Origin of the sequence: Streptomyces sp. NPDC006879 (assembly GCF_042869595.1) — a bacterium.
Classification (GTDB): domain Bacteria; phylum Actinomycetota; class Actinomycetes; order Streptomycetales; family Streptomycetaceae; genus Streptomyces.
In genome coordinates this window covers 1-17,388 of the sequence record NZ_JBIAGC010000051.1, presented here as the reverse complement: position 1 = coordinate 17,388, position 17,388 = coordinate 1, and the positions used below count along the sequence as shown (strand labels likewise).

The following is a 17,388-nucleotide window of genomic DNA, read 5'->3' as shown; positions in this document are numbered from 1 at the left end:
GCCACGCAACCCCCGCTGAGCCCCGTTCGCCCCTATAGGAGGCATACGTGAGCACCGCCGCAGTGAGCACACCCCCCACCGCCGTACCGACCACGGACGAGGCCTTCGCCCACGCCCGCGGCGCGATCCACCGGGCCGCCGCCGACCTGTGGCCCGGCGCCGAAGCCCGCCTGGACCGCCACGTCCCCAGCGTCACCGGGTACGTCCAACGACTGCACATCGACGACCGCGAGCTGTACGCCAAGTACTCCTTCCTCGGCATGTCCCTCGTCTCGCTCCTGCGCGGCGCCGGCGGCGACTGGGCCGAGGTCCAGCGAGCCCAGAGCACGTACGTGCGGGCCACAGACGCGCTCCTGGAGCGCGAGGCGGCCCAGCTGCGACTGCTGGGAGAGCTCGGCCGCCCGCAGGTCTGCCAGATCGCCGGCGTCGGCGGCGGCGTGCTGTTCACCGAGCCCGTCGCAGGAACCACTCTGGACCAGCTGCTGCTGCAGAACCCCGCCGACAGTCCCGCCCTGTTCGAGCGCGTCTTCACCGAACTGCACCGCCTGCACATCTCACGCACGGCCGAACGCCTGGCCGCCTCCCGGACGATCGCCGAGCGCAGCGTCGCGGGGACCTTCCAGCGCAAGTTCAACGGCATCAGCGGGCAGACCTATCTCGGCCGCCTGGGAACCGAACGCTGCACCCCGGACGAACGCGCCGAAGTAACCGCCCTGCTCAGGGCGGTGGTGGCCCGCCTGCTCCGGATACGGCCCACGGCCCTCGCCCCCGGGCAAGCCGTCCTGACGTACGGCGACCTGAAGCCCGAGCACCTCGTCTTCCCGACCCCCGACGCCCGGCCCGTGCTGATCGATCCCGGCCTGCTGCGGGCCCGGTCCTCGGCCGACGCCGCCAAGCTGATCAGTCGCACCATCCTCCTGATCGCCGCCCAGCAGCCCGACCCCGCCACCGCGCACACCATCGCGGACGGCATCGGCGCCTTCACCGAGCAGCGCATGACCGCGATGGCGCCGAAGGCCGCCCGCTCCTGGCTCCGCGAGGTCCTGATCCTGTGGCTGATGGACACCGTCAACATCCTCACCACCTACCTCTCCGCCCCGGCCGCGCTCCCGCTGCCCGAGCGCGGACACGCCCTGGTGGACCGCGCCGTCACCGTGGCGACCCTGGCCCACAGCATTAGCGCCGAACTCCTCGGCGGGCGGGACACCACCACGGTCTGGCACACGGCCCTCGCCCAGGCGAAGGCGGCGAGGGCATGAACACGCCGCCCACTGTGGACGCGATCGGGGTCATCGGCTCGGGCGCCGTCGGCCAGGCCGTCGCCACCACGCTGTGCACCACCGCCCTGTGCCGCCGCCTGCTCATCACCGCCCGCACCCCCCAGCAAGCCGCCGCCCTGGCCGCAGACATCGACGACATGCGCCAGGCCACCGGCTCACCCCTGCGCGCCCACGCGGGAGCCGTCGCGGACCTGCACACCTGCCAGGCCGTGGTGATCGCCGTACGCACCGCCTTTACCAACACCCACCGCTCCGACGTACGCATGGCCGGAGCCGCCGCGAACGCCCCCGTCATCAGCCAACTCGCCGCCGCATTCCACGGCTATCAGGGCACCGTGCTGATCGTGACCAACCCCGTCGACCTCATGACCCGCCTGTTCGCCGAGGTCTCCGGATGCCCCCGCGTCTTCGGGATCGGCTCGAACCTCGACAGCAGCCGCTACCGCGCCGCCCTCGCCCGCCACCTCCGCGTCCCCGACGCCGCCGTGGCCGGGCACGTGATCGGCGAACACGGAGACGCCGCGGTGCTGTGCGCGTCGGCCACCACGGTCAACGGACAGAAAGTCCCCCTGCCCCTGCAGCAGCTCCGCGACGAACTCGCCGACCGAGCCGGACGGATCAGCGCGGGCATCGGCCGCACCCGCTCCGGACCCGCCGGCTCCGTGCTCTCCGCGCTGCGCAAGACGCTCGCTGTGCAGGACGGCATCGAGGAACTGTCCGCGGCGCACGAGGGCGGCTGGCTGGGAATCCCGTTGCGCTTCACCCGCGGCTGCCCCGTAGCGTGCCTGCCCGCCCTCGATGCGGCCGAGCAGCGGCAGCTCACCGCGGCCGACACCAAGCTCCGCACCGCCTACCAGGCCCTGCGGTCCCTGCCCGAACTCAAACCTCTCTCCAAGGAAAGGGCTTCATGAACACGCTCACCGCGACGCGGCTGCACGCCTCCGACGTCAACCTCACGATGGTCAGCAACACCCCCGCGGTCACCAGCTACGCACTGCGCTACTTTGGCTCCTGGTGGAACGCCTTCGAAGTCCCGCCCAGCAGTGTGTGCACCGCCCCGGTGGTCTTCGCCGACGTCGACGCAGACCAGTACGCCACGCTCCAGGCCCTGGTGGAGACCTGCCCGCACGAGAAGACCACCTACGCCAAAGCGGCCACGCTCGTGGCCCGCGACTCCGAGGGCACCGTCACCGCCGTCAGCCCCACCCAACAACTGGCCTACCGGCACGAGCCGGCCACCGGCCGCCTGTCGGTGATCGGCACCGGATCAGAACCGGTGGCCCTGGCCGCCGCACGCATCGCCCGGGACGCCATGCGCGGCATGCTGCTGGACCGCGGATGGACCCTGCTCCACGCCTCCGCCGTGACCGACAACTGCCGCACTGTGCTCACCTTCGGTGCCAAGGGCGCGGGCAAGACCACCACCGCCCTCGCCCTGGCCAACCTCGGATGGCAGCTGCTGGCCAACGACCGGATCTTCGTCCGCCCCGACGACACCGGCGACCTGCGCATCCTGCCCTGGCCATCGGCCGCCGCGATCGGCCTCGGGCTACTGGACGCCCTCGGCTGGTACGACGTCGCCCGCAAGCGCCTGCAGTCCGGCGAGGCACTCCACCCCACCCAGCACCCCGACGTCACCCAGGCCCTTCTGGCGGGGCGCCGCGAGCCGCTGTGGGAGCCCGACGGCAAACGTGAGCGCAAGGTGCAGGTCTACCCCGACCAGTTCACCGACTGGTTCGGCCTGCAGCTGGCCACCGGTGGGCGGGCCGCAGCCCTCCTGTTCCCCCGGATCCAGCACGACGGCGCCCCGTCCGTCGAAGGGTGCCGCCGCACGCTCGGGGAGGCCGACTTCATGCACGGCGCGACCGAGGACCGCTACCCCGACATCCTCGGCCTCGCCGCGGCCGGCGGCAGCGGCAGCAGCGACGCCCGCCAGCGCGTCGCCGACCACCTCGCCAAGCTGCCGCAGCACACCGTGGCCCTCGGCCACGACACCGCCGCCAACGCCACCTTCCTCCACCACCTGCTCACTGAGTAGGCCCAGACCCCCGCCGGGCGCCGACCTCCCCGCGCCCGGCGGGACGCACTCCGCCGTCCTGGTCCTGCACCACGGGCCACAGGAGAGACAGCGGAGACACAAAGGGGCGGGCGGAGGAGCACCCCCGACTCCCCGCCCGCCCCGCTTGCTTGCACCGATACCGCCGCCGGTCAGGACCGCCCGCGCGGGGCTGGCTGCCCGTACACCTGAAGACGCTCCAGCAGCGCGGGCACGTTCTCGCCCTGCCGGCGATAGAACGGCCGCTCAGGCGACCCGCTCATGGTGTAGTCGACCATCATGGAGGCGAGGAACGCCGAGACCCTGGACGGCGGAGGCAGTAGCCCCGCCCCCATCCACTGCCGGCGGTCGCCCGGCCGATTATCACGCTCGTACTGCGTGTGGATGCGCCAGCCCGAGACCGAGTTCCACCACAGACCGAGCTCCGTCATCTCCGGGTAGTGGCGAGTGGTGAACTCGAACGGGAGATTGATCCAGCCGTCCGCTTCACCGTCGAAGTCGTCAGGGGAAGCGTCCGCAGGCATGCTGTACCCCGTGGCCGGGACTCCGTCACGGACCAACTGGTCGACGACAGCGGCCAGATAAGGTTCGGCCGCAGCCGCCATGACCTCGCTGAGGGCTATCTCACTCTGGTCCATCGGTCCGCTCCAGGTATCGCTGTGCCTCGCCCAGGAACAGGTGTCCCTTGTCGCCGTACAGGGCCGCCAGCAGCACTGCCGCGGCTGCCAGGTTGCTCGGCGGGTGTTCCAGGCCCTCGACGCTGTCAGGCGCGAAGACCCACTCCTGTACATCCTGGGTGGCGCGGCCCCACGGACTGGTGTCGCGGTCGTGGATGGCGACTGTGCTCAGGGCCGCGAACACCTGCGCGTGGGAGATTTCGGCGATGTGGGCCAGCAGGGGCGCGCTGATGGGCACACGCCACTCCTCCAGGCTGGGCGGCTCGGAGCCCTTTCCGGTCTTCTTGTGCCGCTCCCGCCAGGCAACGCCCCCGTCGTAGGTGAGGAACTCGTCGCCGACGTCGAGGAACGGCATGAAGGGCAGCGCCTGCTCGACCAGCTTGCTGGTGACGGCTGCGTCCACGAACACAGGTGATCTCCCTCCCGGCCGCCCACCGTGGTGCGGCCCGTCCATCGTGATCATTCAGCAGGGCGGCGCCGGACGGAACGGGGCCTCGGCCCTCCCGGCCGAGGCCTACGCTCGGGGACCTGCCGGTCGCTGGTGCGGACGCACGTGGGCGCTCCGGAGCCGCCAGGCCACGGGCGCGCATGGCAGCGATCGCACACCGTACGGATCCAGGTCCGGTGCCGGTCACCGTGGAAGCGCGGACGACCTGGGGCGGCGCACTCTTCGCATGTTCGCTCGGCCTCCCGCTCGGCCACCTCGACGAGAGCGCCCGCCGTATCGGCCCAGTCGCCGTCGAACTCCCCATGGCTGTCGAAGCGGTCCTGCAGGTAGAGGCGCAGGCCGCCGAGTCTCGACGCGAACTCCTCCACGCGGTAGTCCACGGCCAAGCCGAGGAGCTGGCTGTGCAGTCGCATCAGCAAGGGATGCCAGCCGCTGCCCACCTCGGTCAGCCGACCCGGGATCTGGTCGCCGCGTCCGGCGTCGCCGGTCACCTGCTCACTCATGTCGCCCAGCGTGCCGCACCCCACTGACAACGCCGTCCCGTCGTTCGCCGCGAAGCGATGTCAGTGCTGGTCAGTAGCCTGCGACCATGATCAACAGCACCACTCCTGCCACTTCGTCGCCCGACTTCGGAGACCTCGTGGCCTCATTCTTCTCTGGCAACAACTTCGACCCGAGCACCCCGCCCAGTCTCGGCGATCTCCTGGGGAACTGGTTCGACGAGACGGACACTCGGCGTAACCGGGAAGCCATTAAATCGAACCTGGCGACGGTCCGACGCAACGCGCAACAGCTGGACGAACTGCTCGACATCGCCTCGCGGCGCCTCTTCCTCACCGACCGGCACGAAACGGCGGTCACGTTCTTCGAGGAACTCGCGGGCATGGCGCCCGGCATCCGCCGCCTCATCGGCCGGCTGGAGGAGCTCCTAGAGAAGGAGCAGGGTGCGGACCTGGGGCCGGTCATCGAGGACGCCAACGCCTGGGTGCAGCGGATCGAGGAGATCAGAGAGGCCGCTGAAGCCCCGCACCGGGCAGCCGTGGGCCAACGGTTCCGCGAGATGTACCAGCTCCACCACCGGGAATTCGAGCACCGCATAGCCCAGCTCCTGAACTTCGACGGCTTCACCATCGAACGGTGGAACGGCGGAGCCGGGGACCTGGCGGCCGACATCGTCTGCCGCCTGCCCGACGGGGACGACCGTCGTGCGATCGTGCAGTGCAAGCACACCAGCGACCCCTGGACGAACATCGGATCGGGGGTCATCCAGCAGGTCAGCGGCGCACGGCAGGCGCACGAAGCGGAGCTGCCGATCGTCGTGACCATGGGCGCCTTCACCAAGCCGGCCGCCACCGTCGCCAAGAAGCTGAACGTTCTGCTGGTCAACGGCAGCGACGTCCTGCAATGGGCGCTCGGCGGCATGCGGGTCCTGGACCTGCTGGAGGACCAGATGGCCGCGTAGCTGCCGACAGCACGCGCCTGGACGTCCGCGGCTCAGCGCCCGCGGACGTCCAGGGCCGCCTCATGCGCTCTGCGCAGCTGGTCGGTGAGGGCGGTAGCCATGGTGGCCGCTTCCCCGACCACGCGGGCCACCGCCGTGGCGTCGTCCCGGTTGCGGGCCATCTGGTCCACCGCGGCAGAGGTCCGCAGCAGGATCTGCGGCAGGTGCTCGGCGAGCTCGTGCAGGTCACGCAGGACACGGGCGGCACTGCGCGGGCTGTCGTACTCGGCCTTGCCGCTCTCCAGGTCCTCCGAGATCTGGCGCAGCGTCTTCACGGCGTCCCGTGACAAGGGGACGGGGTCGTACGGCACCGGCTGGTTCCTCCCGATCACGGTGGGCGGATCTCTCAGTCTGCCGTTCCTGGCCTGCGGCCGGAGCCGGATCGGCGGGATCGCCGCCCGGAGGCGGATGCGGTGCCCGGTGTGCTCCCTGGCTGGCGCGTTCACTACTTTACCCGCAGAGGGTGGCCGGGTTCATCGAAAAGAAGGTTCGGTGCCCGGAGCTGAGCATGGCGGGTGGCCGGGCTCGCGGTGTACCGAGGGACAACAGCGATCAGGGAGTGGCGAGCGTGGCAGACGCCGACGGACAGCAGCGCGTGATCAGCGCCGAGCAGTGGCAGGACGCGGAATTGATGTGGGACTACCACCAGATGCACCACGAGCCGCGGCCGTGTTCGGCGGGCATCGGCCTAGGCAGCCATGACCTGGGGGTCGCTTCGCACACGGTGGACCTGTACCGGCAGGGCCTGTTCCCGGTGATGGTGTTCACCGGCGGCAACAGCCCGACGACCAGGGCCCGCTTCCCGCGCGGTGAGGCGGTGCACTACCGCGAGCACGCGCTCGAGCTCGGCGTGCCGCAGAACGCCGTGCTGGTGGAGCCGCAGGCCGCGAACACCGGACAGAACGCCGCCTTCTCCCGCCGCGTGCTGGCCGAAGCCGGGATCGTGCCCGAGTCGGTGCTGGTGGTGTGCAAGCCGTACGAGGAGCGCCGCTCATACGCGACGTTCAAGAAGATGTGGCCCGAGGTGGAAGTGGTCTGTGCCTCGGAGCCGGTGGGTCTGGCCGCGTACGCCGAGGGGATCGGCGACGCCAAGCTGGTCATCGACATGCTGGTGGGCGCGTTGCAGCGGGTGATGGTGTACCCCGAGCAGGGCTTCACGATCCCCCAGGAGGTCCCCGAGGAGGTGACCGCGGCCTTCAAGCGGCTGGCGGACGCCGGCTTCGACAGCCGACTCCTGCCCCGCTGACCTGCCCTGTACGTGCCGGTGCCCCGCGAAGCGTGCTGCTTCGCGGGGCACCGGCACGTACAGGGGCGTCAGTCGGCCAGCTGCAGAGCCTGCGTACGGTCGGGCTCGTCGAGCGCGTCGGCCCAGGCGGTGTAGGCGGCTCGGGCCTGGTCGACGGTGAGTCCGGCGGCGATAGCGATCTCTTGCCAGGTGCCGCCGTGCCGCCGGGCCTGGTGGAACAGGGGCGGCTGTTCGTCGGCGAGCTGCAGGGTGAGGGCGCAGCCGAGGACCAGGGCGGCGATGGCGTCGGAGCCGTCGGCCGCGACGGTGTCCTCGGGAGCCAGGCCACGCACGTCGCCGGCCAGACGGCGCTGGTGGAGGGCACGGCGGTGGGCCAGGGAGACCACGTCGGCGGCGGGCACGTCGCCGGGCGCGGTGAGGACGGCGGTGTCGAGCGCGCTGGGCTTGCCCTCGCTGGTCATGATTCCTGCCTTTCGGCCCGTTCGGCATTGTCGCGGGCGGAGTCGGGGAGTTTGAAGCTGTAGTTCCAGCTGAAGCGGCTGGCGCAGTGGATGCCGACGGCGTACTCGATGACTGTGTCGTCGGCGGTGTAGGTGGTGCGCTTGAGGACGACGACCGGCTCTCCTTGCGGCAGCTGGAGCGTCTCGACCTCGGTGGGGGTGGGCATGCGGGCGCACAGTTCTTCGTTCATGTGGTCCGGCTCCAGGCTGAGCTCGTAGAACACGCGGAAGCCGCCACCCGCCCCGGCCGGCCCCGGCGTGGGATCGACCAGTCGGGTCCCCTCCACGTGGCTGGGCCGGTAGTAGCTGGTCAGGGTGTGAGTGGGTTCGCCCTTCTCCCTGACTAGCCGGGCGCGGGCGTACACGTCGGAGCCCTCGGGGACGCCGAGGGCGGCGGCGGCCTCACGGCTGGCCGGCACCAGCTTCACGGTCTGGGTCTGGTCGGTCCGGTTGTACTCGCGCCCCGAGGCGACGCGGTCGGCGATGAACGCGACCTCGTCGCTGTCACGCCACTTCGCCTTGTCGTAGCGCTGCATGCCCAGGCGCTTGAGCGGCGGCCGGTTGCGGGCGTAGACCCCGCCGCCCTGACGGCTGGTGACCGCACCGGCGTTCTTCAGTCGCAGGATCGCCTGGCGCACGGTCTCGGGAGTCACCCCGTATTTCTCCACGAGCTGCCGGGTGGTGGGGAGTTTCCCGCCCGGTTCGATCTCACCGGATTCGATCTCCGCCCGCAGATCATCGGCGATCCTCTGGGCTCCCGGCGGCTTCTTGTCCTTGGCCGTCATGGGCTCAGAGTAGAGCAGTTCACTAGCCAAGTCGCAATCACTTCACTAGTGAACTCTTGACGCGCGGGCCAGGCTCTGAGTAACGTCAATCTCGCCAGCTTCACTAGTGAAGTCGGCGGTTGCGGGACAGCTCTATCTCCGTGACCAGCAAATTCGCCATGCCCGAAATGGGTGCGGGCCCCCGATCACCTCTCACAGATCGCGGGGGCCCGCCACGGAATCAACCACCTTCAGGGAGTGACTCCGCATGTCCAAATCTACGGAGAGCAGGACGCAGGGCGCCACCGCCGTGCTGTCCGCGGCGTCGATGCGCCGCCGGTTCTCGCGGGCCCAGGGCCAGTACGTTCCCGCCCCGCAGGACAGCGAGGGGCAGCCGCAGCCGGCCTGCGCGGGCTTAGACCGTGAGCTGTTCTTCCCCAAGCCCACCCGGCTGACCAGCGCCCCCAGCGCGCCCGAGCGTTCCGCCCTCGCGGTGTGCGCGGCCTGCCCCGCCCGGATCCGGTCCGCCTGCCTGCGCATGGACCTGGCCCAGGACGACGTCACCTCCATCAACGGCATCTTCGGCGGCCTGCGCGAGGAGGCCCGCCGCCAGCTCCACCGCCGACAGCGCGCCGCCGGAGCGGAGGCGTCGGCATGAACGACTCCGCACGTGAACTCCCCGCAGGAGCCCGCCAGTTGCCCGCGCCGGTCTTCCCGGACCTGGCCGAGTACATGCACCTGGCCTGGAACGGGCTGTCGGCCGCGACCCCGGCCGCCCGCCGGGTGGAAGCCGCCGACCATGCCCGTGACCTGCTGGAAGACGCCATCGTCCTGCCCCTGAAGGACATGGACACCGACGCGCTGGTCATGGCGATCCTGCAACTGAGGGCGGGACTGGCCCGGCTGCTGGCCGCCACGATCCCCGCCGCAGTGCCGCCCGCCCCCGCGACCGGCGGCCCGTCGCTGGACGACAACGACCTGATTGCCCACCTGCTCGACCTGATCAGCGACGCCGCCCCGCTGGACGCCGACGTCGCCGTCCACGTCGGCCGCCCGCTGCCCGCCGGACTCATCAACACCCTCGCCCAGGCGATCCACGCCCCCGGCCTCCGCCCCACCGGCGACTACCTGGAGGCCCGCGGCATCTGCGGCACCTCCACCATCCACATCACCGCCCTGACCTCGGGAGGTGCGTGATGGCCCTGTTCGGACTCTTCGGCAACGACCGCCAGATGGCCACCACCACCTACTCCGCTAAGGAGTCGGCCTCCGACAAGGCCGCCCGCAAGGAGGCCGACCGCTCGGCCAAGCGGCGCAACAACCACCACCGCACCGGCGCCACCAAGGCCGACCGCGCCGGACAGCGCTGGGCCGACGCCGAGCGCGAGCGGCAGGAAGGCCGTCCCCGCCGCCGGGGGTGGTTCGGATGAGCCGCCCCCGCCCCTGGCAGACCGCCATCGAGCGCGCCGAAACCGCAGGCCAGGCCGCCGATAGCGCCCGCCTGACCGCCGACCGCATGAAGCAGGCCCTGAACCAGGACGACGCGGCCCGCGCCGCCGACCGGATCGCCGCGACCTGGACACGGCAGGAAGAAGTCCCGCAGTGAACCAGCACCACCCCGTACCGAACATCCCCGGCGCCCACCGCGCCCACATCATCGGCACCGACCTCACCCCGGAGCCGAGCGCCGCCGACATCCTTGAGGCGGCCCACACCGAGGCGGCCGATCTGCTGTCCTCCTCCCGCCGCGAGGCCCAGACCCTGCGGCGGGAGGCGGCCACCGCCGCCGCCCAGTCCGAGGCCGACGCCGAGGGCGCCCAGCAGCGCAAACTCGTCGCCGACCTGCATGCCGAGCAGTCCCACCAGGCGGCTGAACAGCAACTCGCCGCCGCCCGCACCGCCGTGGCCCAGGCCCGCGACGCGGCCGAGGAGATCCTGTCCGACGCCCGGGCCACGGCCGCGCGGCTGCTCGAAGCAGGCCAGGAGGAGGCCCGCAGCATCGAGCAGCAGGCCCAGGCGGCGCGCGAGCACGCCGATGTCCGCACCCGCCGCCGCGAGCAGGACGCCGAATCCTTCCGCCAGGCCACCGAGGCAGAGGCCACCCGGCTGCTGCAGGAGGCCCAGCGCCGGGCCGAGACCCTGATCGACGACGCCCACAAGCAGGCCGCAGCCCTCGACACGGCGGCCAACGCGGCCCTCGCCGAGGCTCGCCGGACCAAGGCCGGCTCAGACGGCCTGCTGGAACAGGCCCGCCTCGATGTCGAGCAGCGGCGCGAGCGCGGCGAGAAGATCACCAAGAAGCTGCCGACGTTCGCGCTGTTCGCCGCGATCGGACTGACCGCATCGGGCGAGTGGTCCCTGGCCATGCTGGTCGGCTTCCCGCTGTGGGTGGCCCCGCTGCTGCCCATCGCGATCGACGTGTACGTCGTCGCCGCCTTCCGGCGCCACCGCGACACCTTCACCGCCATCAGCCTGATGGTCGTCGCCAACGTCCTGGTTCACCTCGCCGAGGCCGGACTGTTCGGCGTCACCGGTACCGGTGAGAACCTGCGGCCCACCTGGTGGCTGGTCGCCCTCGTCGTCTCCATCGGCCCCTTCGTGCTGTGGCGCGTTCACTCCCTGCGCGACCAGCCCACCGCACCGGCCGCCGAAGCAGAGGAACCGGTGCCCGGGCAGCCCGCCCTCCCGCCCGGTGCCGGAACCGGTAACCGCACCGCACCACCCCCGGCTACCGGCACCGGTAGCGCGACCGGTGAAACCGCGACTACCGCGACCGGTGACGGCACCGGTGAAACCCCCGCTACCGGTAGCGGTAACTCCGCTGCGGCTACCGGCACTTCTACCGGACACCGCAGCACCCCAGAGGCCGGTGCCACCGGTGGCACGGCGGACCGCGCCCGCAAGCGCCGCACCGCACGCCGCACCTCCCGGCAGGCCGGCCCCGCCACCGGCGGCACCGGGCAGCAGGAACTGCGCGAGGCGGTACGCGAGCGGATCACCGAGCTGTACCAGGACGGGAAGACGCCCTCGCCCGCCGAGCTCGGCCGCGAGTTCGGCGCGGACGCGGAGTGGGTCCGCAACCAGATCCGGGCGGTGCGCAAGAACCTCCCCAAGCAGCCGATCACCGTCCCCGCCCGCCCCGCCACGGGAGGGGACGCCTGATGTTCTTCCGACGCTCCCACCGCCCCGCCGTCCGGCTGGTGCTGCCCGGCCGCCGCCCCCGTACCCGCCGCTCACTCCCGGTGGTGCCACCGCTGCCCGAGGGCTGGCAGCCCTCCGCGGCCTCGGCCGCAGGCACTGAGCCCGACGCGGAGGAGATCAAGCTGCGCGAACGGCTGCTGGCCGCGCTGGGGGAGGTTGCGCGATGGGCGCGCTGAACCAGGGCCCCCACGGCGATGTCCCGTGGTGGGCCGTAGCGACGGCCGAGGCGAGCCCGGCAGGCTGCTGCGCCGCCTGCCCGGTGGCCGGCGGCTGCCCGCTGCGCTCGCAGAGCGCGGTGCGGTGCGCGGTGACCGGTGACCAGCCGCCTCGTCCGCCCGCATCGGCCCCGGACGCGGGGGAGTCCGCTGCCTGGGACGAGGCGGTGGCGGTCACCGCCTCCGCGAGTTGGACGCAGTTCGCCGCGGACGTCGCCGACCGTGCCCCCAGCAGCGACGCGGAAGGCACCCCGGTGGACTGGTCACGCCTGCAGCCCGCGCGCAACCTGCTGAGCATCGTGGCCGTCAGCTTCGTGCCCTTCGCCGACGGCACCACCGCCGCCCGCTGGGTCGCCGAGACCATCGCCAGCGGCGGCATCATCGCCCCCGTCTTCGCCCCGCTCGGCGCCGTCGTCGCCGTCACCGGCTCCGCCTTCCTCGGCCAGCTCGCCCCGGGCCCGTTCGGCGTGCTGTGCGCCCTGGCCTTCAAGACGCTGACCGGCACTGCCCGCCGCCTGTGGCGCCTCGTGCGCTCACCCCTCGGCTGGATCATCACCCGCCCTGCGCTGTGGGCCGCCGGAATCGGCGTCCTGATCGTCTCCTGGCGCGCCGTCCTGCGTTTCCTGACTGGAGCCTGACCATGTTCGACAATTCCCCGGCCAACGCCGGATTCGGGGCACTGGTCTTCGGCGCCATCGCCACCGTCGCGATCATCGCCGGATTCAAGTACAAGCTGCTGCGCAACAAGAAGACCGTGATCCTCGTCGGCTTCTTCATGCTGCTGATCACGATCAACTCCGGCGGATTCCTCGGGGAAATCGCCGGGGCCCTGCGGCACGGCATGAACGTCGCCGGGCAGAAGGCCGTCGAAGGCGCCGCCGGTGCGGACATGGCCGCCAACCCGCCCCGCGCGACGGTCACTCCTGTCTCCGCTGGCGGCGCGGCCCTCGGTCTGACCGGCATCACCTGGTACGTCATCAAGCTCATCGCCGCCCGCGGCAAGCCCAAGGACTGGAAGGAAATGGCTGGCGGGACCCTCGTGGCCGTCTGCTACGGCACCAGCCTCGGCTTCATGGGCTGGATCGTCGGCGCCACCACGCTGACCGGCAACAACCTCGGCCTGTACGTCTTCGGCGGCTGACCCCACGCGGCGCCCACGGCCCCGGGCGGGGGCCCCGCCGCCCGGGCCCCCCCCATCCCCTCTTCTTCCCCTTCTTTCTCTCTGCCTGGAGTACCCCTGTCATGACCAGTCGCGACGACGGTGACCTGCTGCCCGAAGTCATCGTGTACGACGCCGAGTTCGTCGGCGATGAGCCCACCCCCGAGGCCGGGGCGGCCCCACGCTCGTCCGGAGGCCGGGCTGCCCGGCGCGTCGCCCACCGCCGCCCGCTTCGTCGCGGGCCACACCCTGCCCGGCCTGCGCCACGCCTGGCGCCTGACCCTGCACTGGTCCGCCCTGCGGTACATGACCGGCGACGAGATCCGCCGCCGCATCGTCAAGAAGCAGCTCGACCACCACACCGAGCGCCGCGACGACGCCGTCAGTGCCCGCGACACCACGCTCAAGCAGATGACCAAGCTGGTGGACAAGGCCGCCGACGACGGCCTGAACACCCCGGAGAAGCGGCGGCTGCGCGACCTCGGCGCGGAAGCCGACCGCCGCCGCAACGGCCTGGCCGTCCTCAACGCGCTGCCGTTCGCCCCGGCTCAGCCCACCGCCGCGCAGATCATCCGGTGGCGCGCGATGCGCGGGACCGTCCGCTTCATTCTCGTCGTCGTGCCCGCGCTCGGCGCCCTGGCCACCGTCACCGCCACGGCCCCCGTATCCGCGCTGATCACCGGCCCGGCCCTGCTCGGCGGCGGCTGGTGGCTCACCCGGCACCCGATCCCGCTCACTCCTCGGGCCGTCCCCGCCGACCTGCTCATCCCCGAACTGGACGCGCCCGCCGACTACCGCCTGGACGAGCCGCAGCCCGCCCCCACCGCGCCCGAAGACGCCAACGACCAGGCCACGCCCGCCGACCAGCCCGCCGCCGACACCCCAGACGCCGCGCAGCCCGAGCAGGCCCCGGCCGCACTTGCCGATGCCCTCACCCCTGAGCAGGCCGCCGACGTGCTCGCCACCGCGATCCGGGCCGAAGGACGGGACCTCGCCGAGATCACCACAGCGGTCCCCGAACGGTGGGGCTGGTCGTTCTACGCCCGGTTCGCCACCGGCAGCCCGGACGAGCTGAACAAGGACGACGTCTACAAGGCTCTGATCACCCGGCTGCGGCTGCGCCGCAACGGTCTGCTGATCGAGGGCGACCCCGACGCCGGCGACAGCGCGTTCGTCCGCGCCCTGCTGCGCAACCCGTTCTCCCCGGAGGTGGTCGGCCCGCTGCCGTACCGGCGGCCGCTGTCGAAGTCGATCCTGGACGAGGCCGACCTCGGCGTGGCCATGGACGGCACCCCGCTGCTGTTCTCCCCGGCCGGGCTGATGCTGCTGATGGTCGCCGACTCCGGCGGCGGCAAGTCCGGCGTCATGCTCGCGCTCGCCGAAGTCGTCACCGCCTGCCGCGACGCCGTCGCCTTCAACCTCGACCCGGTCGGCACCGGCGTCGGCGCCCTGGGAGAAGCGCTCACGCTCTCGGCGTGCATGGACGACGAACTGATCCAGGACGTCCTGGACTTCCTGCTCGACCTGTGCACGGCCCGCGCCCGCCAGCGTGCCCGCCACGGCTGGGGCAACAAGTGGCGCGTCAGCGAACAGCACCCGGCCATCGTGGTCTTCGTCGACGAGTGGCCGCAGCTGAGCGACGAGGCCAAGGCGAAGCTGATCCGCGCTCTGCTGCTCGGCCGCAAGGAGGCTGTCTGGTTCGAAGGCGGCAGCCAGTTCGGCACCCGCGACTACCTCGGGCAGGCCATCGGCCCCAAGCTGTCCGCCCGCCTGCTCGGTGCCTGCCGCCGCGTGGACGTCACCGAACTCCTCGGTGGCGGCGCCATCGCCGAGGGCTACCGCGCCGACCTCCTCTAGGCCGCCACCCACACCCAGGTCAACGACGCCGGCCAGATCTACGCCCAGGGCCTGCCCGGCATGCCCAACCGCCCCCTGCGCTACCAGGTCCGCGAGGTCTCCGACGCCCTCGCCGCTCAGCTCGGCGCCGAACGCGCCGCCGCCGGGCTTCCCGACCTGACCCACACCCTCACCGACGCCGAACTCCTCCCGCGCTACCAGGACCTGCTCACCCGCTGCCGCACCGACACCGCGCCGCCGCCCGCCCCCGCCATCCTGCTCGTCCTGCGCGACGCCTTCCGTGCCGAGATGGACCCCGACGCCCTGACCGTCGCCCAGCTCGCCGACCACCTGCGCGCGGACGACAAGGAGCGGTGGGGCCGGTGGGACGACCGCGACGACCGGCTCGCCATGATCGGCCGCCACCTCCGCAAGGCCCTCACCGACGCTGGGGCGGACCTGTCCTCCACCCGGCTGCGGCACCTGCCCAAGGAGCCCACCGGCTACCTCCTGGCCGATCTCAATGCCGCCCTCGCCGCGTTCGCGTGACCTGCCTGCGGCCTGCCGCCCGCACCCCAGGACGGCAGGCCACCGTACAGGCCATGACCTGCAAGGACAGGTCACGCAGGCCGATCCTGCCCACCCCCGTCTCCGGCCGCTTTCGGCAGTCCCGGACCGCTCTTTCGGGACTGCCGTGACCGCCCGGCCCACCCCCTGGAACTGGAAAACGAGGACCCGTGAACCAGCGCACCAACACCGAGCCCGAGGCCGACTCGCCGTACGCGCAGTGGACGCGCCTGCAGCCGATCACCCGGGCAATCCGCCCCGACCCCTGGATCGTCATCGAAATCGTCCACCGGGCCATCGAGGTGCTGGAACAGACCCACGACGAAAACGTGCTCTTCACACGGAGTCTGACCGTCGACAAGCGCGAACTCGGCCCGCGCGGCTCAGTGTTCATTCCCCAGACTGCCAAGAGCCACATCGCCAAGTTCATCGAGTGGGCGAACCAGCTGGCCCAGGCCCACAACCGGCCCCACGAGATGATCCCCGAAGACCCCGAGGGCGCCGTCACGGTACAGCGCTTCCGCCGCACCATCGCCTGGTACATCTACCGGCAGCCCGGCGGACGCATCGCCCTAGGTGTCCAGTACGGGCACGTGGCCACGGCCATGGGGGAGTCCTACGCGGGCCGCTCGCGCGTCGACATGCTGGAGGTTCTCGACTTCGAACGCGGCCTGGCCATGGCCGATACCCTGGCCACCGCTGCAGAGCGGATCGAGGACAGGGAGGGCATCAGCGGCCCGGCCGCCAGCCGCTACGTCGCCGCCGCGAGCGAATTCCAGAACAAGTTCGGAGGCACTTACATGAGCAAGAAGACCGTCGCGGCGCTGCGTGACAACCCCAAGCTGCAGGTCTTCGACAGCCCGGGAGCGTTCATGACCTGCAACTACGACGCCTTCAAGGCACTGTGCGACCCGGCACGCGGCACCGGCGCTGATCCGCAGCGCACCCCCGACCGCAGCCGCTGCAACCCGGCCTGCGCCAACATCTCCCGCACCGACGGCCAGATCGACGCAGCCCGGCGCGAGGTCACCTCCATCGACATCGAAATCGCCTCCGGGCTCAACCCCGCACCGATCGACGCCCGCCTCCAGCAGCGCAAGACCAAGCTGGAAGAGGTCATCGAGCGCCACGACGCCGAGCGCATCGTGCCCGGCCACAGCGAGGACCCGCAGTGACCACCACCGAGCCCACTGGTCCGAACCCCAGCGACGCCGACGACGACCGGCAGCGCGCGGCCACCCTCGCCGAGACCGTCGGCACGGTCTTCGCCCACGTCACTCAGACCACCGGGGCCGCAGACACAGAGGACGCGGTGGAGATCCAGGCCATCACGGACGCAATGATCCGCCTGTTCGTCGGGGCTCCGTTGCGCTCTGGCGGGCAGCTCACCATCAAGTCGCTCGCCGAGGAAGCCGACCTTCGGCGCAACAAGCTCACCCACAAACACACCGGGCTCAAGGACCTCTTCTATGCGCTCGTCAAGGCACAGGAGGGCCCGCCGAAGCCGGTCTCCGACAAGGAGCGCGAGAAGGCCAAGGAAGACGCGAAGGCGCTCCAGCGCGTGCGGGCCGAACGCGACACCTACAAGACCACCGCGCAGCAGCTAGCCCGCGTCGTCCAGGTCTTGGAGGAAGAGAAGCAGCAGCTCGCCGAGGACAAGGAGGCGCTGGAAGAACATCTGGTCGCCTACACGGGAGTGACCGAGCTGACCGGACGCCGCAGGCGCCCGCGACGCTGACCAGCACGAACCGAAGGGGCTCGCCGGAACTTCCGGCGAGCCCTCTCGTGTAGCCCGGCAAGGACGATGGCCGGCTCGGTGGTCACGCACTGGGATCGCCCCTCTCTGGGCTTGATCCGCTTTGACGGACACTCCTGATCAGGGGCTTCGCCCCCGGAAGGATGATGTCCATCATGGAGAGCATGGGGAAGAAGAAGCCG

23 protein-coding genes are annotated in these 17,388 nt (G+C 71.4%); 17 read left to right on the top strand and 6 right to left on the bottom strand.

Annotation, left to right across the window (positions count from 1 at the left end):
- The first annotated feature begins 47 nt into the window (after positions 1–47).
- The 3 genes from ACFYMC_RS26175 to ACFYMC_RS26165 are packed head-to-tail and all read left to right on the top strand — an operon-like array spanning position 48 to position 3,318.
- Entirely contained in the window at positions 48–1,259 is a 1,212-nt protein-coding gene (locus ACFYMC_RS26175; protein WP_388529466.1) for a phosphotransferase, read from the top strand.
- Positions 1,256–2,191, top strand: a complete 936-nt coding sequence (locus ACFYMC_RS26170) for a lactate dehydrogenase (protein WP_388529464.1) — start codon at positions 1,256–1,258, stop codon at positions 2,189–2,191. Before ACFYMC_RS26175 ends, ACFYMC_RS26170 begins: the two co-directional genes overlap by 4 nt.
- Complete coding sequence (locus ACFYMC_RS26165) at positions 2,188–3,318, top strand: hypothetical protein (protein ID WP_388529463.1); 1,131 nt, start codon at positions 2,188–2,190, stop codon at positions 3,316–3,318. The genes ACFYMC_RS26170 and ACFYMC_RS26165 overlap by 4 nt, the downstream gene beginning before the upstream one ends.
- 170 nt (positions 3,319–3,488) lie before the next feature.
- Here ACFYMC_RS26165 and ACFYMC_RS26160 read toward each other — a convergent pair whose 3' ends face one another.
- Genes ACFYMC_RS26160 through ACFYMC_RS26150 form a run of 3 tightly spaced genes read right to left on the bottom strand, consistent with a single transcriptional unit; the run spans position 3,489 to position 4,964 of the window.
- The gene (locus tag ACFYMC_RS26160) at positions 3,489–3,974 is read right to left on the bottom strand and encodes a DUF6292 family protein (RefSeq protein ID WP_388529461.1); all 486 of its coding nucleotides are present in this window, start codon (positions 3,972–3,974) and stop codon (positions 3,489–3,491) included.
- Positions 3,961–4,422, bottom strand: coding sequence for a hypothetical protein (locus tag ACFYMC_RS26155; protein ID WP_388529460.1), 462 nt, complete (start codon positions 4,420–4,422; stop codon positions 3,961–3,963). The genes ACFYMC_RS26160 and ACFYMC_RS26155 overlap by 14 nt, the downstream gene beginning before the upstream one ends.
- Positions 4,423–4,472: 50 nt before the next feature.
- Positions 4,473–4,964, bottom strand: a complete 492-nt coding sequence (locus ACFYMC_RS26150; protein ID WP_388529458.1) for a hypothetical protein — start codon at positions 4,962–4,964, stop codon at positions 4,473–4,475.
- An 86-nt stretch (positions 4,965–5,050) separates the two neighbouring features.
- On the opposite strand from ACFYMC_RS26150, the gene ACFYMC_RS26145 reads away from it, so the two are divergent.
- Positions 5,051–5,923: a restriction endonuclease gene (locus ACFYMC_RS26145; RefSeq protein WP_388529456.1), complete on the top strand. Its 873-nt coding sequence runs from the start codon at positions 5,051–5,053 to the stop codon at positions 5,921–5,923.
- Between the two features lie 32 nt (positions 5,924–5,955).
- On the opposite strand, the gene ACFYMC_RS26140 is transcribed toward ACFYMC_RS26145, so the two are convergent.
- The gene (locus ACFYMC_RS26140) at positions 5,956–6,273 is read right to left on the bottom strand and encodes a hypothetical protein (protein WP_388529454.1); all 318 of its coding nucleotides are present in this window, start codon (positions 6,271–6,273) and stop codon (positions 5,956–5,958) included.
- A 320-nt stretch (positions 6,274–6,593) separates the two neighbouring features.
- Here ACFYMC_RS26140 and ACFYMC_RS26135 point away from each other — a divergent pair, with 320 nt between their 5' ends.
- On the top strand, positions 6,594–7,208 hold the full coding sequence (locus tag ACFYMC_RS26135) for a YdcF family protein (RefSeq protein WP_388529498.1): 615 nt from the start codon (positions 6,594–6,596) through the stop codon (positions 7,206–7,208).
- Between the two features lie 68 nt (positions 7,209–7,276).
- On the opposite strand, the gene ACFYMC_RS26130 is transcribed toward ACFYMC_RS26135, so the two are convergent.
- Positions 7,277–7,669: a hypothetical protein gene (locus ACFYMC_RS26130; protein ID WP_388529452.1), complete on the bottom strand. Its 393-nt coding sequence runs from the start codon at positions 7,667–7,669 to the stop codon at positions 7,277–7,279.
- Positions 7,666–8,493 (bottom strand): GntR family transcriptional regulator, encoded by an 828-nt coding sequence (locus ACFYMC_RS26125; RefSeq protein WP_388529450.1) that lies wholly within the window; start codon positions 8,491–8,493, stop codon positions 7,666–7,668. Before ACFYMC_RS26125 ends, ACFYMC_RS26130 begins: the two co-directional genes overlap by 4 nt.
- 247 nt (positions 8,494–8,740) lie before the next feature.
- Between ACFYMC_RS26125 and ACFYMC_RS26120 the strand changes: the two genes are divergently transcribed.
- The 12 genes from ACFYMC_RS26120 to ACFYMC_RS26065 all read left to right on the top strand — a co-directional run bounded on the left by ACFYMC_RS26120 (position 8,741) and on the right by ACFYMC_RS26065 (position 17,188).
- Complete coding sequence (locus tag ACFYMC_RS26120) at positions 8,741–9,130, top strand: WhiB family transcriptional regulator (RefSeq protein WP_388529448.1); 390 nt, start codon at positions 8,741–8,743, stop codon at positions 9,128–9,130.
- On the top strand, positions 9,127–9,669 hold the full coding sequence (locus ACFYMC_RS26115) for a hypothetical protein (protein WP_388529447.1): 543 nt from the start codon (positions 9,127–9,129) through the stop codon (positions 9,667–9,669). The genes ACFYMC_RS26120 and ACFYMC_RS26115 overlap by 4 nt, the downstream gene beginning before the upstream one ends.
- A complete protein-coding gene (locus ACFYMC_RS26110) occupies positions 9,669–9,902 on the top strand; it encodes a hypothetical protein (protein ID WP_388529445.1) in 234 nt (77 codons plus the stop codon). Before ACFYMC_RS26115 ends, ACFYMC_RS26110 begins: the two co-directional genes overlap by 1 nt.
- Positions 9,899–10,078: a hypothetical protein gene (locus ACFYMC_RS26105; RefSeq protein WP_388529444.1), complete on the top strand. Its 180-nt coding sequence runs from the start codon at positions 9,899–9,901 to the stop codon at positions 10,076–10,078. Before ACFYMC_RS26110 ends, ACFYMC_RS26105 begins: the two co-directional genes overlap by 4 nt.
- Positions 10,075–11,634 (top strand): hypothetical protein, encoded by a 1,560-nt coding sequence (locus tag ACFYMC_RS26100; RefSeq protein ID WP_388529442.1) that lies wholly within the window; start codon positions 10,075–10,077, stop codon positions 11,632–11,634. Before ACFYMC_RS26105 ends, ACFYMC_RS26100 begins: the two co-directional genes overlap by 4 nt.
- A complete protein-coding gene (locus tag ACFYMC_RS26095) occupies positions 11,634–11,849 on the top strand; it encodes a hypothetical protein (RefSeq protein WP_388529440.1) in 216 nt (71 codons plus the stop codon). Before ACFYMC_RS26100 ends, ACFYMC_RS26095 begins: the two co-directional genes overlap by 1 nt.
- Positions 11,837–12,526: a hypothetical protein gene (locus tag ACFYMC_RS26090; protein ID WP_388529439.1), complete on the top strand. Its 690-nt coding sequence runs from the start codon at positions 11,837–11,839 to the stop codon at positions 12,524–12,526. Before ACFYMC_RS26095 ends, ACFYMC_RS26090 begins: the two co-directional genes overlap by 13 nt.
- Before the next feature lie 2 nt (positions 12,527–12,528).
- Complete coding sequence (locus tag ACFYMC_RS26085; protein WP_388529437.1) at positions 12,529–13,029, top strand: hypothetical protein; 501 nt, start codon at positions 12,529–12,531, stop codon at positions 13,027–13,029.
- A gap of 168 nt (positions 13,030–13,197) precedes the next feature.
- Positions 13,198–14,904, top strand: a complete 1,707-nt coding sequence (locus tag ACFYMC_RS26080) for a hypothetical protein (protein ID WP_388529436.1) — start codon at positions 13,198–13,200, stop codon at positions 14,902–14,904.
- 60 nt (positions 14,905–14,964) lie between these two features.
- Complete coding sequence (locus ACFYMC_RS26075; protein WP_388529435.1) at positions 14,965–15,432, top strand: hypothetical protein; 468 nt, start codon at positions 14,965–14,967, stop codon at positions 15,430–15,432.
- Positions 15,433–15,620: 188 nt separating this feature from the next.
- The gene (locus ACFYMC_RS26070; protein WP_388529434.1) at positions 15,621–16,625 is read left to right on the top strand and encodes a hypothetical protein; all 1,005 of its coding nucleotides are present in this window, start codon (positions 15,621–15,623) and stop codon (positions 16,623–16,625) included.
- Positions 16,622–17,188, top strand: a complete 567-nt coding sequence (locus ACFYMC_RS26065) for a hypothetical protein (RefSeq protein ID WP_388529432.1) — start codon at positions 16,622–16,624, stop codon at positions 17,186–17,188. The genes ACFYMC_RS26070 and ACFYMC_RS26065 overlap by 4 nt, the downstream gene beginning before the upstream one ends.
- Positions 17,189–17,388 lie beyond the last annotated feature (200 nt).